This window comes from Neisseria flava (assembly GCF_982712965.1).
In genome coordinates this window covers 1-26654 of the sequence record NZ_CEXQBZ010000129.1, presented here as the reverse complement: position 1 = coordinate 26654, position 26654 = coordinate 1, and the positions used below count along the sequence as shown (strand labels likewise).

General features: G+C 53.9%; 26 protein-coding genes and 1 pseudogene. 14 read left to right on the top strand and 13 right to left on the bottom strand.

The features are described from left to right. Window positions 1-209: 209 nt before the first annotated feature. Together AC5M9B_RS09955 and AC5M9B_RS09950 are read right to left on the bottom strand one after the other, a co-directional pair. Window positions 210-848 (bottom strand): 7-carboxy-7-deazaguanine synthase QueE, encoded by a 639-nt coding sequence (locus tag AC5M9B_RS09955; RefSeq protein ID WP_146736457.1) that lies wholly within the window; start codon window positions 846-848, stop codon window positions 210-212. Continuing rightward, the gene (locus tag AC5M9B_RS09950) at window positions 845-1216 is read right to left on the bottom strand and encodes a DUF1304 domain-containing protein (RefSeq protein WP_146736442.1); all 372 of its coding nucleotides are present in this window, start codon (window positions 1214-1216) and stop codon (window positions 845-847) included. The genes AC5M9B_RS09955 and AC5M9B_RS09950 overlap by 4 nt, the downstream gene beginning before the upstream one ends. Between AC5M9B_RS09950 and AC5M9B_RS09945 the strand changes: the two genes are divergently transcribed. Together AC5M9B_RS09945 and AC5M9B_RS09940 are read left to right on the top strand one after the other, a co-directional pair. Then, entirely contained in the window at window positions 1215-1466 is a 252-nt protein-coding gene (locus AC5M9B_RS09945; RefSeq protein ID WP_261765099.1) for a hypothetical protein, read from the top strand. The two genes, AC5M9B_RS09950 and AC5M9B_RS09945, sit on opposite strands and share 2 nt — an antisense overlap. Then, window positions 1454-1570, top strand: a pseudogene (locus AC5M9B_RS09940) (IS5/IS1182 family transposase); the annotation flags it as partial. The gene AC5M9B_RS09945 and the pseudogene AC5M9B_RS09940, both read left to right, overlap by 13 nt. A gap of 4 nt (window positions 1571-1574) precedes the next feature. Here AC5M9B_RS09940 and queD read toward each other — a convergent pair. The 5 genes from queD to edd form a co-directional block, all read right to left on the bottom strand. Beyond that, window positions 1575-2009 (bottom strand): 6-carboxytetrahydropterin synthase QueD, encoded by a 435-nt coding sequence (gene queD / locus AC5M9B_RS09935; protein WP_146736441.1) that lies wholly within the window; start codon window positions 2007-2009, stop codon window positions 1575-1577. 10 nt (window positions 2010-2019) lie between these two features. Then, complete coding sequence (locus AC5M9B_RS09930) at window positions 2020-2535, bottom strand: DUF1543 domain-containing protein (protein ID WP_146736440.1); 516 nt, start codon at window positions 2533-2535, stop codon at window positions 2020-2022. Between the two features lie 32 nt (window positions 2536-2567). Continuing rightward, the gene (queC, locus tag AC5M9B_RS09925) at window positions 2568-3227 is read right to left on the bottom strand and encodes a 7-cyano-7-deazaguanine synthase QueC (protein WP_146736439.1); all 660 of its coding nucleotides are present in this window, start codon (window positions 3225-3227) and stop codon (window positions 2568-2570) included. 163 nt (window positions 3228-3390) lie between these two features. Then, on the bottom strand, window positions 3391-4029 hold the full coding sequence (locus tag AC5M9B_RS09920; protein ID WP_146736438.1) for a bifunctional 4-hydroxy-2-oxoglutarate aldolase/2-dehydro-3-deoxy-phosphogluconate aldolase: 639 nt from the start codon (window positions 4027-4029) through the stop codon (window positions 3391-3393). 213 nt (window positions 4030-4242) lie between these two features. Then, entirely contained in the window at window positions 4243-6078 is a 1836-nt protein-coding gene (edd, locus tag AC5M9B_RS09915; RefSeq protein WP_487648591.1) for a phosphogluconate dehydratase, read from the bottom strand. Window positions 6079-6541: 463 nt separating this feature from the next. On the opposite strand from edd, the gene zwf reads away from it, so the two are divergent. From zwf to pgi, 5 genes are all read left to right on the top strand, one after another. Continuing rightward, on the top strand, window positions 6542-7987 hold the full coding sequence (gene zwf, locus AC5M9B_RS09910; RefSeq protein WP_003757970.1) for a glucose-6-phosphate dehydrogenase: 1446 nt from the start codon (window positions 6542-6544) through the stop codon (window positions 7985-7987). A 215-nt stretch (window positions 7988-8202) separates the two neighbouring features. After that, window positions 8203-8898, top strand: coding sequence for a 6-phosphogluconolactonase (gene pgl / locus AC5M9B_RS09905; RefSeq protein ID WP_003757969.1), 696 nt, complete (start codon window positions 8203-8205; stop codon window positions 8896-8898). After that, window positions 8879-9880, top strand: a complete 1002-nt coding sequence (locus AC5M9B_RS09900) for a glucokinase (protein WP_487648590.1) — start codon at window positions 8879-8881, stop codon at window positions 9878-9880. The genes pgl and AC5M9B_RS09900 overlap by 20 nt, the downstream gene beginning before the upstream one ends. Before the next feature lie 49 nt (window positions 9881-9929). Further along, window positions 9930-10778 (top strand): DNA-binding transcriptional regulator HexR, encoded by an 849-nt coding sequence (gene hexR, locus AC5M9B_RS09895; protein ID WP_101810067.1) that lies wholly within the window; start codon window positions 9930-9932, stop codon window positions 10776-10778. Between the two features lie 217 nt (window positions 10779-10995). Continuing rightward, window positions 10996-12639, top strand: a complete 1644-nt coding sequence (gene pgi, locus AC5M9B_RS09890; protein WP_487648589.1) for a glucose-6-phosphate isomerase — start codon at window positions 10996-10998, stop codon at window positions 12637-12639. A 276-nt stretch (window positions 12640-12915) separates the two neighbouring features. On the opposite strand, the gene AC5M9B_RS09885 is transcribed toward pgi, so the two are convergent. Genes AC5M9B_RS09885 through AC5M9B_RS09875 form a run of 3 tightly spaced genes read right to left on the bottom strand, consistent with a single transcriptional unit; the run spans window position 12916 to window position 15130 of the window. Further along, a complete protein-coding gene (locus AC5M9B_RS09885) occupies window positions 12916-13509 on the bottom strand; it encodes a uracil-DNA glycosylase family protein (protein ID WP_487648588.1) in 594 nt (197 codons plus the stop codon). A 53-nt stretch (window positions 13510-13562) separates the two neighbouring features. Continuing rightward, entirely contained in the window at window positions 13563-14465 is a 903-nt protein-coding gene (locus AC5M9B_RS09880) for a DMT family transporter (RefSeq protein ID WP_487648587.1), read from the bottom strand. Between the two features lie 47 nt (window positions 14466-14512). After that, a complete protein-coding gene (locus AC5M9B_RS09875; RefSeq protein WP_487648586.1) occupies window positions 14513-15130 on the bottom strand; it encodes a phosphoribosylanthranilate isomerase in 618 nt (205 codons plus the stop codon). 173 nt (window positions 15131-15303) lie between these two features. On the opposite strand from AC5M9B_RS09875, the gene AC5M9B_RS09870 reads away from it, so the two are divergent. The 6 genes from AC5M9B_RS09870 to AC5M9B_RS09845 all read left to right on the top strand — a co-directional run bounded on the left by AC5M9B_RS09870 (window position 15304) and on the right by AC5M9B_RS09845 (window position 21705). After that, window positions 15304-15462, top strand: coding sequence for a hypothetical protein (locus tag AC5M9B_RS09870; RefSeq protein WP_016687403.1), 159 nt, complete (start codon window positions 15304-15306; stop codon window positions 15460-15462). Between the two features lie 393 nt (window positions 15463-15855). Then, entirely contained in the window at window positions 15856-16644 is a 789-nt protein-coding gene (locus AC5M9B_RS09865) for a BPSS1780 family membrane protein (protein ID WP_487648585.1), read from the top strand. 255 nt (window positions 16645-16899) lie between these two features. Beyond that, window positions 16900-18159, top strand: coding sequence for a transcription termination factor Rho (gene rho, locus AC5M9B_RS09860; RefSeq protein WP_003741568.1), 1260 nt, complete (start codon window positions 16900-16902; stop codon window positions 18157-18159). Between the two features lie 97 nt (window positions 18160-18256). Further along, window positions 18257-18655: an HIT family protein gene (locus AC5M9B_RS09855; protein WP_060975492.1), complete on the top strand. Its 399-nt coding sequence runs from the start codon at window positions 18257-18259 to the stop codon at window positions 18653-18655. Between the two features lie 102 nt (window positions 18656-18757). After that, complete coding sequence (locus AC5M9B_RS09850) at window positions 18758-19948, top strand: LD-carboxypeptidase (protein WP_070655042.1); 1191 nt, start codon at window positions 18758-18760, stop codon at window positions 19946-19948. A gap of 161 nt (window positions 19949-20109) precedes the next feature. After that, the gene (locus AC5M9B_RS09845) at window positions 20110-21705 is read left to right on the top strand and encodes a peptide chain release factor 3 (RefSeq protein ID WP_070655040.1); all 1596 of its coding nucleotides are present in this window, start codon (window positions 20110-20112) and stop codon (window positions 21703-21705) included. A 61-nt stretch (window positions 21706-21766) separates the two neighbouring features. Here AC5M9B_RS09845 and AC5M9B_RS09840 read toward each other — a convergent pair whose 3' ends face one another. The 3 genes from AC5M9B_RS09840 to bioA are packed head-to-tail and all read right to left on the bottom strand — an operon-like array spanning window position 21767 to window position 24273. Beyond that, window positions 21767-22312 carry a chorismate--pyruvate lyase family protein gene (locus AC5M9B_RS09840; RefSeq protein ID WP_083310375.1) on the bottom strand — a complete coding sequence of 182 codons (546 nt, stop codon included), beginning with the start codon at window positions 22310-22312 and terminating at the stop codon, window positions 21767-21769. 3 nt (window positions 22313-22315) lie between these two features. Next, window positions 22316-22984 (bottom strand): dethiobiotin synthase, encoded by a 669-nt coding sequence (gene bioD, locus AC5M9B_RS09835; RefSeq protein ID WP_070655038.1) that lies wholly within the window; start codon window positions 22982-22984, stop codon window positions 22316-22318. Further along, window positions 22981-24273: an adenosylmethionine--8-amino-7-oxononanoate transaminase gene (bioA, locus tag AC5M9B_RS09830; protein ID WP_487648584.1), complete on the bottom strand. Its 1293-nt coding sequence runs from the start codon at window positions 24271-24273 to the stop codon at window positions 22981-22983. The genes bioD and bioA overlap by 4 nt, the downstream gene beginning before the upstream one ends. A 194-nt stretch (window positions 24274-24467) precedes the next feature. Here bioA and AC5M9B_RS09825 point away from each other — a divergent pair, with 194 nt between their 5' ends. Then, a complete protein-coding gene (locus tag AC5M9B_RS09825) occupies window positions 24468-26546 on the top strand; it encodes a LysM peptidoglycan-binding domain-containing protein (protein ID WP_070539082.1) in 2079 nt (692 codons plus the stop codon). The last annotated feature ends 108 nt before the right edge of the window (window positions 26547-26654 follow it).

The following is a 26654-nucleotide window of genomic DNA, read 5'->3' as shown; positions in this document are numbered from 1 at the left end:
AAAATGAAATTGAGCATAAAATTTTAGTAACCTATGTTATTGTAAAGGTCTCCATCTGTATTGATTCCTGTCTTTCATTTTTTATCAAACTAACCCGACAGCCGCAAAAAAGTCGTCTGAAAATTTTCAGACGACCTTTTTCAATAATATAAGGATTTAGAAGAGTGATATTTGCGTATTAGGTTGGCGTTTGATTCTTCACTATTCCCCTACTCTATCCCCGCCCATTTGTGCGTCTGCACGCTCAACTGCCAATGCACGGGCGCATCGGGGCGGCTGTTTAAGATACCGATTTGGCGGATGGTGTCGTAGATGTTCATCGCGCCGTTTTGTTCGCAGGGCGAAAGGTAGTAATGGCGCGCGCGGATTTTGCGTTCCATGTTTTGGCAGAACGCAACGACATCGCCGTCCGCCACGATGCGCACTTCGTCAGCTTCGGCGATGCAGTTTGTTTCGTATTTGTCTACGTAGCAGGCTTTGGGGCTGGTGGCGACGTAGTCGATTTGCGGCGGCGCGGACTTGAGGCCGTTGGTTTCGATACAGAGGAAATAGCCTTCTGCCTTGAGCGCGTCCAGCAGCGTATCGAGATGCGGCTGTATGGTCGGCTCGCCGCCGGTGATGATGATATTGCGCGCGGTGTAGGTTTTCAGACGACCTAAGATGTCGGACAGGCTCATCATGCCGAATTTCAAATAATCGGTATCACACCAGCCGCACGCCAGATTGCATTTGCCCAAACGGACGAAAACGGCAGGCATGCCCGTGTTCCAGCCCTCGCCTTGCAGGCTCTCGAAAATTTCGACGATGCGGTATTGCGGATTTTCGGGGGCGACGCTGATTTTTTTCATACCGCCAACACCGCTGCCGCCGCCAGCATCGCGGGCAAACCTTGTTTGACGAGTATGCCTTTGTTGCCGGAAGAGAACGCGCCCCATGCGGCGGCAATCAATACGAAGCCGAGAAACAGAATCGTCGCGCCGTAAACGGCATTGTCCGGCGCGGCAAACCGCGACCACACCAGCCCGATGCCGAGAAAACCGTTATACAGCCCTTGGTTGCTGAACAGGGTCTGCACGCGCTTTTGTTCCATAAATTCATAAGACAGCTTGAACATTTCAGCCGCTTTTTCGCTGGGAATCTGCGTCATTTCAAGCCAGGCGATGTAGAAATGCTCGGCGGCGACGAGGAGGACTAAGAGGGTGGGAAGGAGTTTCATGGGTGTTCCTTTTAATAAGTGTGTCGGTGTGAGAGGTCGTCTGAAAAAACGGGGAATCCGTACAGAAGAAAAAAGTTTTACGGTAAATTCAAATAAGGATGCCCTACACCGTCATTCCCGCGCAGGCGGGAATCCAGACCTTGGTTTTTCAGGAATATTTAAAAATTGCAGCAATTACAATCCTCTGGATTCCCGCCTGCGCGGGAATGACGGTGTGGGGCATGTCTCATTTGAATTTATAGTGGATTAAATTTAAATCAGGACAAGGCGACGAAGCCGCAGACAGTACAAATAGTACGGCAAGGCGAGGCAACGCCGTACTGGTTTAAATTTAATCCACTATACTATACCGATACGTTCAAGATATTCCCTGCTCCCCTTCATACTCCGCACACGATGTCGGCGTTTCCCACAATTTCACACTGCACACTTTCAGCCCCGCGTTTTTCAAACGGTCGTACATTTCGACCGCCATATTTTCGGCAGTGGTGCGACAGGGCAGGCACAGGGTTTTCATGTTCCAGCCCTCCAAGAGCACGGCGATTTGGCATTCGCGGCCGTTGCCGCCATTGTAGATAAACGCATGATCGAAAGGGTCGGTAATGTGTTTTTTCACAATGGCTTTGAGGTCGGTGAAATCCATCACCATGCCGTCTTTCGCGCCACCCCGTATGGGTTCGTCTGAAACGGTGATTTCGAGTTTGTAGGTATGCCCGTGCAAGTTTTGGCATTTGCCGTCATGCCCGTCGAGCATATGTGAAGAGTCGAAGGTGAATATCTTGGTAATTTTCATGGTGGGTACTTTAAATCGGTAAATAGCCCTGAAAGCCAATTTCGGCAGGCTTGCCGTGCGGATTCGGGGTCAGGCGGATGGTGTGCTTGCCGATGCGGTCGAGTCGGAGCAGGTTGTCGACGTCTTTTAAGTTGTCTTTATGCTGTTGAACATGGTCGGTCAACAGGGTTTGCAGGGCTTTTTGTTTGGCTTCGGCAGGCGTGGCGGCGGCGAACAGTCCGAAAACGTGCGCCTCGGCAAGCTGCCCCGCGCGATAGCCGCCGACATTGACGAAATACAGGTGCGGGGCGTTTTCAGACGACCCCTGCGGCTCGGCGTGGTCGAATACATCGACATCGTAACCGTCCACCCATTCGACAATCTGCCAGCCGTCGATGTGGATTTTATCCGCATCGCCGAACCATACTGCTTTGAGCGTAGGGATGGCTTCGCGGTAATCGTCGCACACGGCAAATTGGATGTCGTGCACTTCAATATTGGAGTGGCCTGCATTACCGCCGAGATAGAACATATAAAGTTTGGGCATGATAAGGCTTGTATCGGATGATGGTTGTATTTTCAGACGACCCTTTTACTTTCCAAATATTCCGCCAGCCCGCGCTCGCGCAACACGCAGCTCGGGCATTCGTGGCAGCCACCGATGATGCCGTTGTAGCAGGTGTGGGTCTGCTCGCGGATGTAGTCCAGCACGCCCATTTTGTCCGCCAACGCCCAAGTTTGCGCTTTGGTCAGGTACATCAGCGGGGTGTGGATTTGGAAGGCGTAATCCATCGCCAGATTGAGGGTAACGTTCATGGATTTGACGAACACGTCGCGGCAGTCGGGATAGCCGGAGAAGTCGGTTTCGCACACACCTGTGATGATGTGCCTGATGCCTTGCCCTTTGGCGTAGATGGCGGCGTAGAGCAGAAAAAGGGCGTTGCGTCCGTCCACGAAGGTATTGGGCAGGCCGTCTGAAGCAGTTTCGATGGCGGCGGTATCGTCCATCAGGGCGTTGTGCGTAATCTGCTGCATCAGGCTCAAGTCGAGTACGGTTTGTTTGACGCCCAAATCCTGCGCGATCCAGCGGGCGCGTTCCAGCTCGACGGCGTGGCGTTGCCCGTATTGGAAAGTGATGGCTTGGACGTTTTCGCGCCCGTAGGTTTGAATCGCCTGAATCAGGCAGGTGGTGGAGTCCTGGCCGCCGGAGAAGATGACCAAGGCTTGTTGGTTTTGCATGGTGAGTCCTAGTTTTGGTAACGCGGGAGGTTTGCGAACCGCGAAAATGGAAAAAAATCGTACGGATTATAGCGGATTTCGTCCGAATATACGCCGCCTGAAAGAGCAAGGTCGTCTGAAACCCTAGAAAACGGTTTCAGACGACCTTTAGGATGTGGGAGCATCAGGCTTTGGGTTTCAATGCCGCTGCTTCTTTGGCGAGGCGGGTGATGGTGTCCCAGTCTTTGTTTTTAACGGCTTCTTTCGGGGTCAGCCATGAGCCGCCGACGCACAAGACGTTGGGCAGCGCCAAGTAATCGGGCGCAGTGGCGAGGCTGATGCCGCCGGTCGGGCAGAAGCGCACGTCGGCATAAGGGCCGTAGAGGGCTTTGAGCATGGCTTTGCCGCCGACGACTTCGGCGGGGAAGAGTTTGAGGGTATCGATGCCGTGTTCCAAAGCCAGTTGGACTTCGCCCGGAGTGGCAACGCCGGGAATCAGTGGGATGCTGCTATTGTGACTGGCTTTGGCGAGGGATTCGTGCAGGCCCGGGCTGATGGCGAAAACCGCGCCTGCGTCTTCGACGGCTTTAAGCTGTTCGGGGTTGGTAACCGTACCCGCGCCGACGATGGCGTTGGGCACTTCTTTGGCAATCAGGCGGATGGCGTCGAGGCCGATGGGGGTGCGCAGGGTGATTTCGAGGGTGGGGATGCCGCCTTCGACAAGGGCGTGGGACAAATCGACGGCGGTGCTTAAGTCGTCAATCGCCATTACCGGCACAACTGCGCCGGCAGTCAGAATTTCGCGTGGGGTCAGTTTGGACATTTTGATTCTCCAGGTGAGATGGGGTTGTCGTTTTTGTTGAGGTCAAACGGGATGGGGGGGGTTAAGTTTTCAGACGACCTTTGGGGTAAAACATTCTGATGTTGCTTGGGTTTTGTTCGCGGGCAAAGCCCACGCTACGTCTGCATCTATTTTAAACGGCTCCAATAATTTTTCAGACGACCTTCCGTTTGAAAAGGTCGTCTGAAACGTGCATTAGGCAAATTCGCCGCCGAAGCTCATGGCACCGGTTTCTGCGCTGCTGGTCATGCTGCGGAAGTTGGCGAAGAGTTCGCGGCCGCAGCCTTGTTGGTTCGCGCTCAAGTCGATGCGCTCGACTTCACGGGCGTTCCATTCGGCTTCGTCAATCAGGACGTTGAGTTCGCCGGTAACGGAGTCGAAGCGGATCAGGTCGCCGGTACGGATTTTGGCGATGTTGCCGCCCATCAGGGCTTCGGGCGTCATGTGGATGGACGCGGGTACTTTGCCGGACGCGCCGGACATACGGCCGTCGGTCAGCAGCGCCACTTTGAAGCCGCGGTCTTGCAGGATGCCCAAAGGCGGGGTCAGTTTGTGCAGCTCGGGCATACCGTTGGCGCGCGGGCCTTGGTAGCGGACGACGCACACAAAATCGCGCTCTAACTCGCCACGTTCAAATGCGGCCAATACTTCGCGTTGGTCGTTGAACACGATGGCGGGCGCTTCGATGATGCGGCAACCTTCGCGCACGGCGGACACTTTAATCACGCCGCGTCCGATGTTGCCTTTCATCAGGCGCAGACCGCCGTCCGGGGAGAACGGATTGTCGGCTTTGCGCAGGATGTCGTCGTTGCCGCTGGTTTCGGGGGCTTCGCGCCATTCGAGTTTGCCGTCGATGAGGAAAGGCTCTTTGGTGTAGTGGCGCATACCGTGTCCGACGACGGTATCGACATCGTCGTGCAACAGGCCTGCGTCCAGCAATTCGCGGATGACGAAAGGCAGGCCGCCTGCTGCGGTGAAGTGGTTCACGTCGGCTTTGCCGTTGGGGTACACGCGGATGAGCAGCGGGATGATGGAAGAAATTTCGTCGAAATCGTCCCAGTTCAAAATCACACCTGCAGCGCGCGCCATGGCGACGAGGTGCATGGTGTGGTTGGTCGAGCCGCCGGTCGCCATCAAACCGATCAGGGCGTTGATGAAGGATTTTTCGGTCAACATTTCGCCCAAGGGTTTGATGGTGCCGTTTTTGATGCCGCGCGCGAGGTGTCCGGCGGCGTAGCGGGTCAGTGCTTCGCGCAGGTCGGTATAGGGATGGACGAAAGCGGCGGCGGGCAGGTGTACGCCCATCATTTCCATCATCATTTGGTTGGAGTTTGCCGTGCCGTAGAAAGTGCAGGTGCCGGGGCTGTGGTAGGAGCCCATTTCGCTTTCGAGCAAGGCATCACGCCCAACTTTGCCTTCGGCGAAAAGCTGGCGGGTGCGGGCTTTTTCTTTATTGCCGATGCCGCTGGACATTGGGCCAGCGGGGACGAAGATGCCCGGAATATGACCAAACGAAAGCGCGCCTATCATCAAGCCCGGCACGATTTTGTCGCACACGCCCATAAACAGGCTGCCGTCGAACATTTGGTGCGACAGGCCGACAGCGGTACTCATGGCAATCACGTCGCGGGAGAACAGCGACAATTCCATACCGGCGTAGCCTTGCGTGATGCCGTCGCACATAGCGGGCGTACCGCCGGCGACTTGCGCGGTCGCGCCGTTTTTCTGCGCTTCGTCTTTAATTTGGTCGGGGAAGTCTTTAAACGGCTGGTGTGCAGAAACCATGTCGTTGTAGGCGGTGATGATGCCTAAGTTGGGAACGGTGTCCTGAAGCATTTCGATTTTGATGCTTTTGGGCATGGAGGCGTAGCCGTGCGCCAAGTTGCTGCAACCGAGCTGGTTGCGCTCCAGCCGTCCCATTTGTTTGGCGCTGCGGATTTTCGCCAGATATTTTTCGCGGGTCGGACGGCTGCGCTCGATGATGCGCTCGGTGATTTCGGCGAGCTTGGGGTGGATAGGAGTGGGATTCATGTTCGGTCTCCTGTCGGAAGGGGTGGTATGGGATTTTTGTTTGCGCGTTTCTGATTTTTTGTATTGGGTGTGGGGCGTTCAGCGTTTCAGACGACCTTTCAAACCATGCAAGGGGTCGTCTGAAAGCCTCACTCTATCTATACAGGCTATTATAATACAAAACCTGTAATTTAGTTACAAAATAATCTGCTAAATGTAAGAAATTTGATTTAAATCGTGATATGCGTCATTTGTGAAAATCTACCAGACCAAACTCATCAAACTTTTAAACTAAGTCAAATAATTTGTAAAAATGAGAATAGACAAAATGTGTAGCCATGTGTAGTATTACTACTCATTAGCCCGCCTGTTTTGAAATTTTGATGCAGGCGATTGGTTTCCATTGCTTTTCTGCCGAAACCGCCCGTCTTTCACGGCATCCGGCGGCGCCGGCACAAGGCCTTCCTCAATGAGAGATAAAACGATGAGTACACAAACAAATTTTGATTTGGTGTTGTTCGGCGCGACCGGCGATTTGGCAATGCGTAAGCTGCTGCCTTGTCTGTATCAGGCGCACGTTGCAGGGTTGCTCAATCCTCAGGGGCGTATTTTAGGTGTCAGCCGCAGCGATTTGGATACGGCGGGCTTTTTGGCAAAAGTGGAAACCAACTCCAAAATCCATGTCAAACAAAACTTTTCAGACGACGCCTGGGCATCGTTCGTCAAACGCATCGAATATTTGAAAGTCGACGTTACCCAAGAAGCCGATTTTGCCGCTTTGGGCGAAAAAGTCAAAGCCCGCAAAGAGACCGACAACGTCATCATCTATCTTTCCACCGCGCCGAAATTCTTCGCGCAAGCCTGCGAAAACCTTGCCAAAGTCGGACTGAACGCCGACAACGCGCGCGTCGTTTTGGAAAAACCGCTGGGTACCGACCTCGCCTCTTCCCAACAAATCAATACCGATGTCGCCCGCTACTTCAAAGAGAGCCAAATCTACCGCATCGACCACTACTTAGGCAAAGAAAGCCTGCAAAACCTGCTGGCGCTGCGTTTTGCCAACGTGATGTTCGAGCCGTTGTGGAACAACAAATACATCGAAAGCGTACAACTGACCATCGCCGAACAGCTCGGTGTGGAAGAGCGCGGCGAGTTCTACGACATTACCGGCGCGCTGCGCGACATGGTGCAAAACCACCTGATGCAAATGCTGTGCATGACCGCGATGGAAGCACCCGCCAGCTTGGATGCCGACGCGGTACGCGATGAAAAAGTCAAAGTCATCAAATCATTGAAACCGCTGACCATCGAATCCGTCAACGAAAACGTCGTGCGCGGACAATACACCGCCGCCAAAGGCATGAACGGCTATCTGCAAGAAATCAACGTTCCGCAAGACAGCTTCACCGAAACCTACGTCGCCATCAAAGCCGAAATCGAAAACGACCGTTGGAAAGGCGTTCCCTTCTATCTGCGCACCGGCAAACGCATGGCGGGCAAAGTGGCGGAAATCGTATTGAACTTCCGTCCGCTGCAAAACCATATTTTTGAAAACAGCCAAGCCGCGCCAAACCGTTTGGTTATCGAATTGCAGCCGACCGAATCCGTACGCCTCTATACGCAGATGAAAGCGCCGGGCGCAGGCAACAAAGTCGAAATCGTGCCGCTGGCAGCCGACTTGGAAAAAGTCCTCGAAGGCCGCCGCGCCGAAGCTTACGAACGCCTGCTGCTGGATGTCATCAACGGCAAGCTCGCCCTCTTCAACCGCCGCGACGAACTCGAAGCTGCTTGGGAATATGTGATGCCGATTTTGGAAAACTGGGCAAGCAACACCACCCCGCCGCACGGCTACGACGCGCATTCATGGGGTCCGGAAGCCGCCCGCGAACTGTTGGCGCGCGACGGACATAAGTGGCACGAAGACCAGTAAAGCCTTTTCAGACGACCTTTGTTTGAAACGTTCACGGTTCAAAGAGGTCGTCTGAAAACCATAAGGCGGCGGATTAGGCGTTTCTGCCGACATTCACGCCGCCATCAACAACACAGGCTCTCACTTACTTTCCCGCTCACAAACACTGCCTTTCAGACGACCTCCTGCCCCCTTCTTAACAAAGGGTCGTCTGAAAACAGAGAAAGGACACTTTTATGTTCGTTTGGCATGAATACGAAAACGCAGCAGCCGCTTCAGAGGCTTTAGCAGACGCAGTCGCCGCCGCGCTGCAAAACGCGCTGGATAACAAAGGCAGCGCAGTGTTGGCAGTTTCCGGCGGCCGCTCGCCGATTCCCTTCTTCCAAGCCCTGTCGCAAAAAGATTTGGACTGGCAAAAAGTCGGCATCACTTTGGTTGACGAGCGCATCGTGCCGACGACCCACGCCGACAGCAACACCGCCTTGGCGCACGAATACCTGCTGCAAAACAAAGCCGCCGCAGCGACTTGGATTCCCGTTGTCGAAGCGGGCAAAACTGAAACTGAATTACAACCCGACAGCGTCGTTGCCTACGCGCTGAAACATTACAAACAACCTGACGTACTGATTTTGGGCATGGGCGGCGACGGACATACCGCCTCCCTTTTCCCGCAAGCGCCGCAACTGAAGGCAGCCATCAACGAATCAGACGACCCGACCCTTATCCACACCACGCCCGTTACCGCGCCGCACGAGCGCGTCAGCATGACCTTGGGCGCCATCGCCAAAACGGAAAACGTCTTTTTGGCGATTCAGGGTGCGGAGAAAAAAGCCGTTTTCGACAAAGCCGCCGCGCGCGCCGATTTGGAATATCCAACCAGCCTGGTATTGAACCATCAAGGAGTAAACTGCCATGTCTTCTACTCAAACTGATATTCAACAACCCGTCGGCAAAAACTATCCGCGCCTGGTTGCCGATATCGGCGGCACCAACGCCCGCTTCGCGCTCGAAACCGCCCCGCAGCAGATTGAAAAAGCCCAAGTCTTGCCGTGCAAAGACTACGACACCATCGTCGATGCCGCCAAAGCCTATTTGGAACAGGCAGGCGGAGCCGAAGTCCGGCACGCCGCATTCGCCATCGCCAACCCGATTTTGGGCGACTGGGTGCAAATGACCAACCACCACTGGGCGTTTTCCATCGAAACCACCCGTCAGGCATTGGGGCTGGACACCCTCATCCTCTTGAACGATTTTACTGCGCAGGCATTGGCAGTTACGCAGACTTCAAGCAAAGACCTGATGCAGATAGGCGGGCAAAAACCCGTCGAATTTGCTCCTAAAGCCGTCATCGGTCCGGGAACCGGTTTGGGTGTAAGCGGACTGGTACACAGCCCCGCAGGCTGGGTGGCACTTGCCGGCGAAGGCGGCCATTCGAGCTTCCCGCCGTTTGACGACATGGAAGTTTTGATTTGGCAGTATGCGAAAAACAAATACGGTCATGTTTCCGCCGAACGCTTCCTCAGCGGCGCAGGTTTGAGCCTGATTTACGAAGCACTCGCCAAACGCGACAAACTGAAAAACTACCGCCTCAAACCGTCCGAAATCACCGAAAAAGCCTTGAGCGGCACTTCCCCGCTCTGCCGTCAGACCTTGGACATCTTCTGCGCCATGCTCGGCACGGTTGCCTCCAACCTCGCCCTGACGCTGGGCGCGCGCGGCGGCGTATATTTGTGCGGCGGCATCATCCCCCGCGTTTTGGAATATTTTAAAACCTCACCTTTCCGCAGCCGCTTTGAAAACAAAGGCCGTTTCGAAGCCTATCTCGCCGCGATTCCCGTCTATGTCGTCTTAAGCGAATTTCCGGGCATCACCGGCGCAGCGGCGGCACTCGACAACCACTTGAAAAACGTTTAATCACACAAGCCGCCCCGACAAGGGGCGGCACACACCGAAGGGCATATTTATGTTAAGCAAAATCAGCGAATCACTGTCAAACCTGTCGGGCGCAGAACGCAAAGTCGCCGAATGCGCCTTGGCGGAACCCAAATGGTTTGTCCATGCCGCCGTCGCCGAAATCGCCGAGCGCGCATCCGTCAGCCAGCCGACCGTCATCCGTTTTTGCCGCAGCCTGGGCTACAAAGGACTGCCCGAGTTCAAACTCGCCCTGTCCGCCAGCATAGGCCACGAAGGTATGCCCTACGTCCATGAAGAGCTCAACGCCGACGACGACATGAGCATCGTTGTCGAAAAAGTATTGGGCAACGCCGCCGCCTCCATTTTGGGCGAACGCCGCTTCCTGAAAGAGTCCGAACTGGAAAACGCCATCGCCACCCTGATGCACGCGCGCCGTGTCGAGTTCTACGGCGTCGGCAACTCCGGCATCGTCGCCCAAGACGCGCAACACAAATTCTTCCGCTTCGGCATTTCCACCGTCGCCTACGTCGATACCCACACCCAACTGATGGCAGCCTCCGTCCTGTCCGACCAAGACGTCCTCGTCGCCATTTCCAACACCGGCTCGTCCATCGAGCTTTTAGACGCCGTCAGCATTGCCAAAGAAAACGGCGCGTCCGTCATCGCCCTGACCCGCAACGACTCCCCGCTGGCGCAGCTTGCCGACTGCGTATTGAGCATCGCCACGCAGGAAAACGCCGAACTCTATACCCCCATGGTGTCACGTCTGCTGCAACTCGCCGTCATCGACATCCTCGCCATCGGACTCGCCCTGCGCCTGGGCGATGCCGCCAGCCTGCAACTTCAAAAAAGCAAAAAAAGCATACACAACAAACACATCGAATACGATAAAGACTAGACGGCACATTTTCAGACGACCCGGCATATCCCGAGGTCGTCTGAAAATACCGACCAAAAAATCAGTGCCGCCGTTTTCCCTCAATGTCGACACCCAACCCAAATAACGGCAGGCCCCGCATTCACACCCAACCCTAAAAACGGAAACCCACCCGTTCCCGTTTCAGACGACCTCGCGGCCGTTTTCCCACAAAACCGTCCAACCTCAGGAGCATCCGATGAAACACCTTCACGACTTACCGGCTTGGTCAAAATTATGGATACATTTTGACGAAACCAAAGAACAACACATGCGCGAAATGTTCGATCAAGACCCGCAGCGTGCCGAACGCTACTGGCTGCAAGTCGGCGGACTGACGCTGGATTACTCCAAAAACCGCATCAACGACGAAACCATGGCACTGTTGTTCGAGCTTGCCCGTGAAGCCGGCGTACCCGAACGCATGCAGCAGATGTTCCGCGGCGAAAAAATCAACACCACCGAAAACCGCGCCGTCCTCCACGTCGCCCTGCGCAACCGCACCAACTCCCCCATCGTCGTTGACGGCGAAGACGTCATGCCCAAAGTCAACCACGTCCTCCAACGTATGGGCGAATTTGCACACGAAGTCCGCAGCGGCAGCTGGTTAGGCTATACCAACCAAGTCATCACCGACATCGTCAACATCGGCATCGGCGGCTCCGACCTCGGTCCGCTGATGATGTGTACCGCGCTCAAACCCTTCGGACACCCCCGCCTCAACATGCACTTCGTCTCCAATGTGGACGGCTCCCAACTGCGCGACGTACTCTCCAAAGTCCACCCCGAGACCACCCTCTTCATCATCGCCTCCAAAACCTTCACCACCCAAGAAACCCTCACCAACGCCCTGACCGCGCGCAAATGGTTCCTTGACCACGCAGGCGATGAGACCGCAGTCGCCAAACACTTCGTCGCCGTCTCCACCAACCAAAAAGCCGTCGCCGAATTCGGTATCGACACCGCCAATATGTTTGAATTCTGGGACTGGGTCGGCGGACGATACAGCCTCTGGTCGGCAATCGGCCTGCCCATCATGCTCTACTTGGGCGAAGAAAACTTCATCGAAATGCTCAACGGCGCACACCTGATGGACCAACACTTCATCAACACCCCGCTTGAGCGCAACCTTCCCGTCATCCTCGCCCTCGTCGGCATCTGGTACATCAACTACTACGGCGGCGGCAGCCACGTCATCGCCCCCTACGACCAACACCTACACCGCTTGCCCAAATTCATCCAGCAGCTCGACATGGAGAGCAACGGCAAACAAGTTACCCTCGACGGCAAGTCCATCGGCTACGAAACCTCCCCGATTATTTGGGGCGAAACCGGCATCAACGGTCAGCACGCCTTCTTCCAACTGCTGCACCAAGGTACCCACATCACCCCGATCGACCTCATCGCCTCGCTTGAAAAACGCAGCAACCTGCGCGGCCACCACGAAATCCTGCTCGCCAACGTCTTCGCCCAAGCCGAAGCCTTCATGCGCGGCAAAACCCCCGACGAAGTCCGCGCCGAACTCAAAGCCCAAGGCATGGAAGCAGAGCGCATCGAAGAGCTGGTTCCACACAAAACCTTCTCAGGCAACCGCCCGACCAACCTCATCCTCATGGACAAAATCAACCCCCGCAACATGGGCAGCCTGATCGCCATGTACGAACACAAAACCTTCGTCCAAGGCATCATCTGGGGCATCAACAGCTTCGACCAATGGGGCGTCGAACTCGGCAAACAGCTCGCCAAAACCATCCTCGCCGAGCTGACCGGCGAAACCGGCGTACAAAAACACGACAGCTCCACCACCCGCCTGATCAATCTTTATCTGAACGCCAACAAATAAAGACAGCAGCCGTCAGACAAAAGGTCGTCTGAAAACCCAGATTCAAGGTTTTCAGACGACCTTTTTCACCGAATACCGCTACCGTTAATACAGATAACGGTTCATTTGACTTTCATAACAAGGCATCCTCTAACTGCCGTCATTACCGTGCAGGTGGGAATTCATTTTTGAACTTAAGAAACTGTTTCTCAAACACCCGTATCTTAAAACATCCAAGTATGTGCCACACTGCAACTCATCCTTGCGCAGGCGTGATGCAACGACGGTATAAGTACCTCACACCAAGCCCGCCATTTCAAAAAACGCCCGATACGCCGCTGCCTTTTTCGCCAAACTCAAAGGATAGGCGCGCGAAGTCGATGGCAGGCGGGTCAGCGTCAAATCCCGTCCGGCAAACGGAAACGGCACGGTTTCGCCTGTTTTCGGCATTTTAATGCCGCCGCCCTGAATATCGAGCAGGATTTCCGTCGCCTTACCGCCGGTGGTGCAGATATGGCGGCAGTCGGGCATCTGCGCCAACACCGCCGCCAAATCGACGGTTTCGACCACTTGCAAAAACTTGTCCGACGCATTGCCATGTTCCCGCACCGCCTTCAACACGGTCGGACAGGACGCAATCCCCCGTTCGCGCAAAAACGCCTTGATTTTCTCCGCGTCAAACGCTTTTTCAGACGACCTTTGGAAATGCGCCGCATCATTAAAAAACACCAGCCCGTAAACGCGCCACATATCGTTTTGGAAATTCGGATAATGAAACTGCATCGCGCGTTTGTCTTCCTTGGGCGGAAACGTCCCCATCATCATTACCGTCGCCTGCGGCGGCAGTACGGCGGGGAAAGGGTGGGTTTCGATTTCAAGCGGAGCGGACATCATGATTTCCTTGATAAAAAATATTGAACATAAAGCAGCCGATTGCTGCCTTTTCAGACGACCTTTTGCCCATACCGCATCAGCGTCATGCCACCGACTGCCGCCGCGCAACCCGCAACCAGCGAAATATGCAGCGGTTCGCCCAAAACCCACGCCGAAGACAGCATACCGAAAATCGGTACGAGCGTAATATACGCCGCCGCGCTGCCTGCGCCCAAAGTCTTCACGCCTTCGAAATACCACGCGTAGGCCAATACCGTCGCGCCGATGACCAGCCACGCCAAGGCAGTCCAACCGTGTGCATCCATCGCCGCCATTGCCTCAAACGGCAGTCCGTCCGTCCACAACGCCACCACCGACAACATCAGCGCGCCGATGAACGATGTTGCCGCCGTTACCGTCAGCGCGTCTATACCGCGCAAAACCGCGCGTCCGATTAAAGTATAAGCCGCCCAGCAGACCACACAGCCGAAAATCAGCCACTCCCCCGCCTTGATGCCGCCCGACAATACCGCCAACGGCTGCCCTTGCGTTACCGCCGTTATCGCGCCACAGACCGCCAACAGCATACCCGCCAAAATCTTCGCGTTTAAACGTTCGCCGAAAAGCCAAGCCGCCAGCAGCAGCGTCAACACGGGATTCACTGCCACGACCACCGCCGCCTTTCCCGCCGGCATTGCCTGCAAACCCAGCATAAAAAACACCGCATAGCCGCACACCCCGACGGAAGCGGCCACCGTCAAACCCAGCCATTGCCGCACCGACAAAGCCGCCAAAGTCGCAAACCTGCTGCGCGCAAACAACCAGCCCAACAACAAAACCGAAGCCAGCACAAACCGAACCGCCCCGCCCGTCAGCGGCGGAAGCGACTGCCCCAGCATCCGCCCCATCGGCCAAGACGCACCCCACAACACCGCCATCCCCAGCAGTTTCAAATGTACAGAATAACGTTCCATCTCATTCCTTTATCAACAAAGGTCGTCTGAAAATCAGATTTCCAGTTTCAGACGACCTTTGTTGCCGCCACAAATGCCGCTATTTTTTCCTTGTCTTTCATCCCTGCCGAGCTTTCCACGCCGCCGGACACATCCACCGCCGCCGCGCCGCTGGTTCTCACCGCATCGGCAACATTTTCCGGCGTCAGGCCGCCCGCCAAAATCCACGGTTTGCCGATATTGCCGCGCAACAGCGTCCAATCGAAGCTCTGCCCCGTGCCGCCGTATTCGGTAGGATGGTAAGCGTCGAACAACAGCGCACGCGCGTTGGGGAACCTGGCGCAGGCCGTCTGAATATCGGCGGCTGACTGCACGCGCACGGCTTTGAGATACGGACGGTCAAATTGGCGGCAAAAATCATCGTCTTCATCACCATGAAACTGAATCACGTCTATCGGCACTTGGTGCAGGATTTCGCGGATATTGTCCGCCGTTTCATTAACAAATAAAGCAACCACCGACACAAAGGGCGACAATGCAGCCACAATTTCCGCCGCCTGTTCCGCCGTTACCGCACGTTTGCTTTTCGCGTAAAACACCAGCCCGACGGCATCCGCACCCGCATCAGCGGCAGATTGCGCATCTTCGGGGCGGGTAATGCCGCATATTTTGGTACGGATTTTCATATCTCCCCTCTCTTTAAAGATATTCGGAAAGCAAGGATTATAGCGGAACAACCCGCCATGAAGGCAACAGGCTTCTTGAAGAAATCCCGCTGTAAAAATGCAGTAAACTTGAATCTTTCCCCGCCACGGCGTAACCTTACGCCTTTATCCGATTACCGACGGGAGCCGACAACATGACCGAACCTAAAAACACTCAGCCTTCCCTGCCTGAAGACGAACGTAAAAATCCCGTTTACCGATTAGGGCAGGCCGTTGCAGGATTTATGCTGGTCGTCTGGGCTGGCGTGTTGGCATTGGTTTTTTATTTAGTTTTCCGCTTTTGGTTCAGCTGACAGACAGCAAGCCGCCATCGTTTCTTTAAACGTATCCTTCCCAAAACAGAAAATCGTCTGCCGATAGATTTCGAAACATATCGCCCAATAACCCATCTGCAATTTATCTTGGTACGCTATAAACTGCCTCATGCTAAACACAAAGGTCGTCTGAAAAATTTTCAGACGACCTTTTGTCAAACTCTCAACAAATAACCATATACGCTTATGATATAATGATAGCCTTTCTCATCTGTAAACTTGGAAATTATTTTTATGGAAACATTGCAACCTTCCCAGCACCCTATCCCCCCAAAAAACTCCTTCAACGAACCCAAACGTCTGCGCGCAGGCGAAGGGGTAAGCTGGTTTACCGACTCATGGCGTATTTTCAGTAAAAACAAATTCAAATGGATGGGCGCAATTATTTTAATCAGCCTTATTCCTTTCGCGGTAGGTTTTCTATTCGGTTTGCTAGGCATTGAAAGCCCGCCCGCTGATTTCAATAATTTTAATGATTTCACCTCAACCATAATAATCCGAGAATTGCTCTTCAATCTGTTTTTCTATTGGGTAGGCTTTTGTTTCCTCGGTGGCATCGTGCTGCTTGCAGCCCAAACCGCGCAAGGTAAGAATTTCAACTTCGGCTCTCTGTTTGCCGGATTTTCGATTAAAAAAAGCGGAGCATTCCTGATTCTTTTACTGCTGAGTATCGTCGTATGCCTGCTTTTAGCTTTGGCCGTTGTTATTCCTTTCGGCATGTTCGCCAACGGAAATTTCTTAAGGGCAGACTTTATGCCGGCCTTTCCGATTTTATTTATTATCCTGTTGGTTATTATCGCCATTTACTCCATGATGTTTTGGCTGGCTCCCGCCTTTGTCATGTTGGAGGATATGAACCCTGTTGCCGCTATTAAGGCCAGCTTCAATGCCTGCCGCCGCAACATCCCCGCCCTGCTGGTATACGGCTTAATTTGGCTGGGTATCGGTATCGCGTTTTGGTTCATATTTATGATAGTCATGGTTTCCGCATTTGCAACAGAAGCATCGATGCAGCAAGCAACCGCGCTTTCCGGTCCTGTTTTTATTTTGTTCTTCATCTTCTTAGTGATTACTTACTTGGTTCTCTACCCTGTAGCAATGATCGGTATATACACCGCCTATCGCAGCATTTTCCCCCAAGGTCGTCTGAACAAATACTAATCTTTCAGTAGAAGATCGTTGTTTCTCATAAAAGTCGTCTGAAATCTATTTCAGACGACTTTTTCAATTCGATGTTGCCAGCCATACAACAAAACCTATGCCATACAAACCTTACCCAGCCTAAATTTGACACCCGCCCTCCGACTGCCTACAATTCAGGTTTCTCAAAAATCACCGTACATTCCGTACACCATTCTTTTCAGACGACCTCTGTCTTCCGAATCCCATTCTTTTCCAATACAACTGTCAAAAATCATGCACGTTTCAGAACTACAAACCCTACACATTTCCAAGCTCTTGGAAATGGCAGAAGAACACGGCATTGAAAACGCCAACCGTTTCCGCAAACAAGACCTCGTATTCGCCATCGTCCGCCAAATGATGAAGCAGGGTGAAAGCTTTACCTGCTCAGGCACGCTCGAAATCCTACCCGACGGCTTCGGCTTTTTACGCAGCGCAGACACTTCCTATCTTGCCGGTCCCGACGACATTTACGTTTCTCCCACGCAAATCCGCCGCTTCAACCTGCATACGGGCGACACCATCGAAGGCAGCGTGCGCGTTCCCAAAGACAACGAACGCTATTTCGCCCTCGTCCGCCTCGACAGCATCAACGGCGATCATCCCGAAGTCTGCAAACACAAAATCCTCTTCGAAAATCTTACCCCGCTTTTCCCTACCAAACAGTTCAAACTCGAGCGCGACATCAAAGCCGAAGAAAACCTTACCGGCCGCGCCATTGATCTGGTCTCCCCCATTGGTCGCGGACAGCGCGCCCTTTTGGTTGCACCGCCGAAAACCGGTAAGACCGTGATGCTGCAAAACATCGCCCACGCGATTACCGCCAACTATCCCGATGTCGAACTCATCGTTCTCTTAATTGACGAGCGCCCTGAAGAAGTTACGGAAATGAGCCGATCCGTGCGCGGCGAAGTCGTGTCTTCTACCTTCGACGAACCGGCGCAGCGCCATGTTCAAGTGGCCGAAATGGTGATTGAAAAAGCCAAGCGTATGGTGGAACACAAAAAAGACGTGGTCATCCTGCTTGACTCGATTACCCGCCTCGCCCGCGCCTATAACACCGTCGTGCCGACCTCCGGCAAAATCCTGACCGGCGGCGTAGATGCCAATGCCCTCCACCGCCCCAAACGCTTCTTCGGCGCAGCGCGCAATGTAGAAGAAGGCGGCTCGCTCACCATTATTGCGACTGCTTTGGTAGAAACCGGCAGTCGCATGGATGATGTGATTTATGAAGAATTTAAAGGCACAGGCAATATGGAGCTGCACCTCGACCGCCGCATGGCGGAAAAACGCCTGTTCCCCGCCATCAACATCAACAAATCCGGTACACGCCGCGAAGAGCTGCTGGTGCCTAACGATCAGTTGCAGCGTATGTGGCTCTTGCGCAAATTCCTGCATCCGATGGACGAGATTGAAGCGACCGAATTTTTGGTGGGCAAACTCAAAGATTCCAAAAACAACGACGATTTCTTCGAGCTGATGCGCGGAAAATAAAATCATCGAAGGTCGTCTGAAAACGATGGATTAAGTTTTCAGACGACCTTTCTCATTTCCGACAACCTGTCCCCTCATATCCAAACGAGAAAACCCCATGACCTGCCCCATCTGCACTGCCGACAACGAAGACATTTTGCTGCAAACCCCAAACCTGCGCGTTATCGCCGTCCACAACGAAGCCTCAGCCCCGGCATTCTGCCGCGTCATCTGGAACGACCACATCGCCGAGATGACCGACCTTTCAGCCGCCGAACGTGCCGAAATCATGGAAATGGTGTATAAAGTCGAAGCCGCCATGCGCCAAGTGTTCCGTCCCGCCAAAATCAACCTTGCCAGCCTGGGCAACGTCGTCCCCCATCTGCATTGGCACGTCATCGCCCGCTTCGAAAACGATGCCAACTTTCCCGCCCCGATTTGGGCAGCCCCCGTCCGCGAACACGGCATGACCCTGCCGGACCACTGGACGGAACAAGTCAAAGCCCTGCTGGCGTAACGTTCAGACGACCTCAATAGGCGTATCGGATACCGCATATCAACCGATTTTCAGACGACCCCTGCCGAAAAGGTCGTCTGAAACCCAAGCAAAGGAAACCATATGACCTGGCAAACCTCCCGCCGCCATTTCCTCCGCGCCTGCTCCGCCGCAGCCGGAGCCGGACTGGTGCAAGCCTGCGGCACCGGCACGACCGTTACCCCGTCCACTCAAACCGGCAACACAGCGAAAGCCCAACCCGTGCAGCCCAAAACCAGCCATCCCCCACGCTCCGGCGACAACCTCCTCCGCGTCGTCGCCCCTTCCGGCTTTGCCGAAGACCCCAACCGCGTCAACGCAGGCTTGACCCGCCTCTATAACGCAGGTTTTACTGTGACCAACCAACAAGCAGGCAGCCGACGCTATCAACGCTTCGCTGGCTCCGACGCCCAACGTGCCGCCGACTTCCAAGAGGTCGCCACCGGCCGCGTTGAAACACCCAAAGTCCTCATGGGCTTGCGCGGCGGCTACGGCGCGGCACGCATCCTGCCGCAAATCGACTTCGCTTCACTCGGCGCCAGAATGCGCGAACGCGGCACCTTGTTCTTCGGCTTCAGCGACGTTTGCGCCGTCCAACTCGCCCTGCTCGCCAAAGGCAATATGGCAAGCTTCGCCGGCCCTATGGTTTACAGCGAATTCGGCAAACCCGAACCCAGTGTCTTCACCATGGATTCGTTCATCCGCGGCACCACCAACAACGTCAACATTATCGACGTTCCCGCCATCCAACGCGCCAACGTCAACGTCGAAGGTACCTTATGGGGCGGCAACCTCAGCGTTCTCGCCTCCCTCGCAGGCTCGCCCTATATGCCCGACATCCAAGGCGGCATCCTGTTCGTCGAAGACGTCAGCGAACAACCCTACCGCATCGAACGCATGTTGAACACGCTTTATCTTGCAGGCATCCTGCAAAAACAACGCGCCATCATCTTCGGCGACTTCCGCATGGGCACCATCCGCGATGTGTACGACTCAAGCTACGACTTCTCCGCCGTCGTCAACCACGTCTCACGCACCGCCAAAGTCCCCGTCCTGACAGGTTTCCCCTTCGGACACATCACCAATAAGAGCACCTTCCCCTTGGGTGCACATGCCAAAATCCACAGTACAGCCAACGGCGGCTACACCGTAACCTTCAGCGGCTACCCTACCCTGAACCCCGCCGCCCTAACCCTCAACAACCTGCTGCCCCCGCCCATGCCTACCTTTGACAGCTCTACTTACAGCCCCATAGTCGAAGAAATTACCGAATAAACAAGATGCCGATCCAAGAGAAGGTCGTCTGAAAATTTTCAGACGACCTTTTTACCCCCTAATCATTGAACCGATTAATGTTTTTTTGTACAATCCCCGCCATCTCAACCCTTTCTCAGGCCGTCGCAAAAGCGGCCTGAACCTTTTTGCAAAGAAAGCCCATGTCCCAAGAAATCCTCGATCAAGTGCGCCGCCGCCGCACATTTGCCATCATCTCCCACCCCGACGCGGGTAAAACCACGCTGACCGAAAAACTCTTGCTGTTTTCAGGCGCAATTCAAAGCGCAGGTACGGTAAAAGGTAAGAAAACCGGCAAATTCGCCACTTCCGACTGGATGGAAATCGAGAAGCAGCGCGGCATTTCCGTCGCTTCGTCAGTGATGCAGTTCGACTACAAAGACCACACCGTCAACCTTTTGGACACGCCGGGACACCAAGACTTCTCCGAAGACACCTACCGCGTTTTAACTGCCGTTGACAGCGCGTTGATGGTCATCGACGCGGCAAAAGGCGTGGAAGCGCAAACCATCAAACTCTTGAACGTCTGCCGCCTGCGCAATACGCCGATTGTCACGTTCATGAACAAATACGACCGCGAAGTGCGCGATTCTTTGGAATTGCTGGACGAAGTGGAAAATATTTTAAAAATCCGCTGCGCGCCCGTTACTTGGCCGATCGGCATGGGCAAAAACTTCAAGGGCGTGTACCACATCCTGAACGACGAAATCTATCTCTTCGATGCAGGTGGTGAGCGACTGCCGCACGAGTTCGACATCATCAAAGGCATCGACAATCCCGAATTGGAACAACGCTTTCCGCTGGAAATCCAGCAGTTGCGCGACGAAATCGAATTGGTGCAGGCGGCTTCCAACGAGTTCAATCTCGACGAATTTCTCGCCGGCGAACTCACGCCCGTGTTCTTCGGCTCGGCGATTAATAACTTCGGTATTCAGGAAATCCTCAATTCATTGATTGACTGGGCGCCCGCGCCGAAACCGCGCGACGCGACCGTGCGTATGGTCGAGCCGGACGAGCCGAAATTCTCCGGATTTATCTTCAAAATCCAAGCCAATATGGATCCGAAACACCGCGACCGCATCGCCTTCTTGCGCGTCTGCTCCGGCAAATTTGAGCGCGGCATGAAGATGAAACACCTGCGCATCAACCGCGAAATCGCCGCCTCCAGCGTGGTTACATTCATGTCGCACGACCGCGAGCTGGTGGAAGAAGCCTACGCGGGCGACATCATCGGCATCCCGAACCACGGCAACATCCAAATCGGCGACAGCTTTTCTGAAGGCGAACAACTGGCGTTCACCGGCATCCCCTTCTTCGCGCCCGAACTTTTCCGCAGCGTCCGCATCAAAAACCCGCTGAAAATCAAGCAACTGCAAAAAGGTTTGCAACAGCTCGGCGAAGAAGGCGCGGTTCAAGTCTTCAAACCGATGAGCGGCGCAGATTTGATTTTGGGCGCGGTCGGCGTGTTGCAGTTTGAAGTCGTTACCTCCCGCCTCGCCAACGAATACGGCGTGGAAGCCGTGTTCGACAGCGCATCCATCTGGTCGGCGCGCTGGGTATCGTGCGATGACAAGAAAAAACTGGCGGAGTTTGAAAGAGCCAACGCGGGCAACCTCTCCATCGACGCAGGCGGCAACCTCGCATACCTCGCCCCCAACCGCGTGAATTTGGGACTCACGCAAGAACGCTGGCCGGACATCGTGTTCCATGAAACGCGCGAGCATTCGGTGAAACTGTAATGGATTAAAAAAGGTCGTCTGAAAACGTTTCAGACGACCTTTCCTTATATTGCCGCGACATTTAGCGCACGATACTCGCCAACCCCGGCAAAAAATATTCCGTCAATTCCAACACCTCGCCATCCCAATCGAAATAAGACCTGCGGGCAGCGACAGGTCGTCTGAAATCATCCTGACCGCCTGCGTTTTCCATCAGACAAAACTCGAATGCTGAACGCTTCAGGGGCAGCGTGCCGTCAAACAGCCGCTCGCCCAAAGGCTGCGTGCCGCAATCCAACACGCCGCGCCAGGCTTGCGATTGCGGGCTGCACGCGCTGCGCGCCTGTACGACGGGAACGCCGTCCAGATGCAGCAAAACATCGCGGACGAATTGCGAGGCGGCGGTTTCAGCATGGTTTTCGCCAAACGAATTGCCCTGCCCGTCCAGTTCACCCATATACAGCACTTTTACCGTAAAGCTGCCGCCCAAGGCGCGTAAAGCGGCGGTCAGCGATTGCGCTTGGCACAAGGCGGCGGCGCGTTCGTTCCAGCCTTGCGGCAGCTCGCTGGGAAGTTTGTCTTGCCAATTTAAAGGGAGATTCATGGGGTTTTGATTGATGGGTTTCATGTTTTAATCGTTTTCAGACGACCTTTCGTCCGTCTCCGTTTTGTCCAACTCCATCCACTCCGCATCAGGAAAATCTGTTTTCAGACGACCCTTCAGATACGCCAAGCTGTCTTGGGCGATGTGGTCGTCGCGGCTGTCGTGGATGTGGTTGAAAATCAGGCTGTGCAGGCTGATACCGTATTGTTTGAGTGCGGCGAAACTGAGCAGGGTGTGGTTGATGCTGCCGAGCCGCCCGCTGGTGACGAGGATGACGGGATAATCTTGTTGCTGAATATAATCAATGGTTAACAGATTTTCCGTCAGCGGAACCATCAATCCGCCCGCACCTTCGACCAATACGATTTCGTATTGCGCCGCCAGTTGCTGCGTGGCGGTGCGGATTTTGTCCAAGTCCAAAGTCCTGCCGTCCAGACGGGCGGCGAGGTGCGGCGAAGCGGGATAGCTGAAGATTTCGGGCATGGTCAGCTTTTGCTTGTCGGCTTCCTGCATGGGTATGCCCATGATTTTGCGGTGGACGGCGATGTCGTCGGCGATGTTTTGGCAACCGGTTTGCACAGGCTTTTGCGTGATCACGCTTTTACCCTGCTGCAACAATTGTTTTGCCAATACGCCGGTGGCGACGGTTTTGCCGATGTCCGTGTCTATACCGCTGACGAAGTAAACGCCTTTCATTTTCTGTGTTCCTTCAAGATTTGCACGGTTTTGTCGGCAAGTTCGGTCAAGAGGTCGTCTGAAATAATGTAAGGCGGCATGAGATACACCAGCCTGCCGAACGGGCGCACCCAAATGCCCTGCGCCACGCAATCCGCTTGAAAACGCGCCATATCCACGCCTTTTTCCAACTCAATCACCCCAATAGCACCCAAAATGCGCACATCTTTCACGCCGCGAATGTCCCATGCGGTTTTCAGACGACCTTTCAGGATGCTTTCAATGCGGCGGATATTTGCCTGCCAATCTTGGGATAAAAGCAGCTTGACCGAAGCGCAGGCAACGGCACACGCCAGCGGGTTCGCCATAAAGGTCGGGCCGTGCATGAACACGCCCGCTTCGCCGCGCGAAATCGTTTCGGTGACTTTTTGCGAAGTGATTGCCGCCGCCAGCGTCATATAACCGCCGCTCAAGCCCTTGCCGATACACATAATATCCGGCACGACCTCCGCGTGTTCGCAGGCAAACATCTTGCCCGTGCGCCCGAATCCAGTGGCAATTTCGTCAAAAATCAACACGATATCAAATTCGTCGCACAAATCGCGCAAACTGCGAAGATACTGCGGATGATAAAAATACATGCCGCCCGCGCCCTGCACGACCGGTTCCAAAATAAAGGCGGCGATATCCGCATGATGCGCTTCAAACAAGGCGCGGACAGGCTGCAAATCCGCCTCGTCCCATTCATCGTCGAAACGGCTTTTCGGGTTATCGACAAAATAACGCTGCGGCAACGCACTGCCGAAAATATAATGCATCCCCGTTTCCGGATCGCAAACGGACATCGCGTTCCAAGTATCGCCGTGATACCCGCGCCGCACCGTCGCAATATTCTGCTTCGCCGTCAAACCCCGCGCCTGCTGGTACTGCACCGCCATCTTCAGCGCAACTTCCACCGAAACCGAACCTGAGTCCGCATAAAAAATACGGTCCAGCCCCTGCGGCAAAATCCCGACCAACAACTTGCCCAGCTCCACCGCCGGCCCGTGCGTCAAACCGCCGAACATCACATGCGACATCTGTTTAATCTGCGCCTCAACCGCCTGATTCAAAACGGGATGATTGTAGCCGTGTATCGCACACCACCAAGACGACATCCCGTCAATCAGCCGCGTGCCGTCCGCCAATTCGATATGCACGCCCTCCGCACGGCGCACCGGATAAACAGGCAACGGGTCGGTCATGGACGTATAGGGATGGAGCAGGTGTGCGCGGTCGAAATCGAGCAGGGAGGAATTTTTGGAAATCATAGGGTGTTCTTTATAGCATGTTCTTTTGCTTAATCTGATTTTGACGGCATATATACGCAAACCGCCGTATTTTCGCGACAAATTTTATCATTAAGCCCCGGTCATATGTAAATTACCCTCATATCCTTGACGTTCACATGAATCAGACAGTAACATCTCCAAGACTGAATAATATATATTGATAATTGACTACTATGGCAAAACTGAAAACCATCGCCCTGACGCTGTCCGGTTTATCCGCCGTTTCCGGCGCGGCCGCCGCACAAAACGCCACTCCCAACCAAACAGGTATGGCAATGATGCGGCTCAATTCTGCCCTTCTCGACCAAGCCAAAGCCAAGACTTTCGGTTCCGGCAGCCTGTGGGCTTCGTTGAAAAAAGACTTCCGCATGGGCGAAGTCAATTCCGAGCTGGTCCGCCGCCACGAAAGCAAATTCGCCGCAAACGGTGCCTATTTCGACCGCACCATCACGCGTAGCAAACCTTATATGTACCATATTGCAACCGAAGTTAAAAAACGCAATATGCCCGCTGAGATCGCGCTTCTTCCCTTCATTGAAAGCGCATTCGTCACCAAAGCCAAATCCCACGTCGGCGCATCCGGCCTGTGGCAGTTCATGCCGGCAACCGGCCGTCATTTCGGCTTGGAAAAAACACCTTTGTATGACGGCCGCCACGACGTATATGCCGCGACCGACGCCGCGCTGAACTACCTGCAATATCTGCACGGGCTGTTTAACGACTGGTCTTTGGCATTGGCTGCATACAACTGGGGCGAAGGCAATGTAGGCCGCGCCGTCAACCGTGCCCGCGCACAAGGCTTGGAGCCGACTTACGAAAACCTGCGCATGCCGAACGAAACACGCAACTACGTTCCAAAATTGCTGGCTGTCCGCAATATCGTCGCCAGCCCCCAGACTTTCGGCATGAATATCAGCGAAATCACTAATCAGCCTTATTTCCAAACAGTCAGTATTGACAAACCCATCGACAACAGCACCATCGCCCGCCTTGCCAATATCAGCGAGAGCGAGCTGCTAACATTGAACCCTGCCTTCAACGCACCTGTCTTCATCCCGAAAAACAACCGCAAATTATTGCTACCCGTTTCCGCCGTATCCGCATTCGAAAAAAATTACCGCAATGCAAACCCCGAGACACTGCTCTCTTTCAATGCCTATACATCGGCCCGCAATACCAATCTGAACAAGATTGCGACAGAAGCCGGGATGAGCGTTGCCGAAATCAAACGCCTGAACGGCTTAAACGGCAATTCGCTGTCTGAAGGACGTACTATTTTGGTTGCGCAAAATAATACTGCGACCAAACAGGATATGATTAATTTCATTGATACTGACAATACTCCGGATACCTACCGTTCGAATATGCCGACAATGGCTCCGATTCAAACGGCAAAACTCAAGACCGATACAGTCAAAACAGTCGTCATCCCTGCCAATACGATTGCACAAGAACAAGCTCCAGCAAGCTTTGATTTTGTTGCTAATACCAAAGCTGCAACTACCCCTATTACCGTCGATACCGTTACAACCGCCCAACCCCGTGTAGAACGCGTTCAAACCGTACAATCCACGGAAGCAAAAACTGCTGCGGACACAACTGTCATTGCGGCAGCCGAGCTTGCACAACCTGCCTTCACCTTAACAGAGCCGCAGGTCGTGGCATCCGCAAAATCAGCTGCCCCTTCCACTCCTTCGACAGTCGAAGAACCTGACCAAATGATGGCATTGCTTGCCAATGCTGATTCACGTCTGCAAAAAGCAGAAGAGGATCAAACCACTGTTGCTCAAAATATCGATACGCTTCATCAAGAAGTTGATGCAGCCAAAGCACGCAGCGAACGCATTGCCGAAAATATTGCCAAGCATCAAAGCCGTACTGAAGCACGACTGGCAAGAGCAAATAATCAATCATCTGCACAGCCGACAACTATGGCAGGTATGCACCGCGTGACTGATGGAGATACTTTGTTCAATATCTCTAAACGCTACAACTTAAGCGTTGCCGATTTGATTGTGGCCAACAATATCAAAGGCAGCAACATCCGCAAGGGTCAGCTGTTACGCGTTAGCGCGGCTCCGGTCAAAACCCGTAAAAACAACATTCAAAATGTTTCTTATACAGTCCGTAGAGGCGATACACTCAATACGATTGCCAACCGCTTTAACGTAGATGTCAACGATATCCGCCGCTGGAATAAAAATACCCGAACCGTTACTCCGGGTCAGCGTTTAAAATTGATGGGCAGCTAACCGTATAATCAAACAGCAAAGGTCGTCTGAAGTTTGAACTGCACCCCAAAAGTTGGACATCCCCTCCAACTCACAAGGTGCAGTTTTTTTATGAGCAAATATACATTA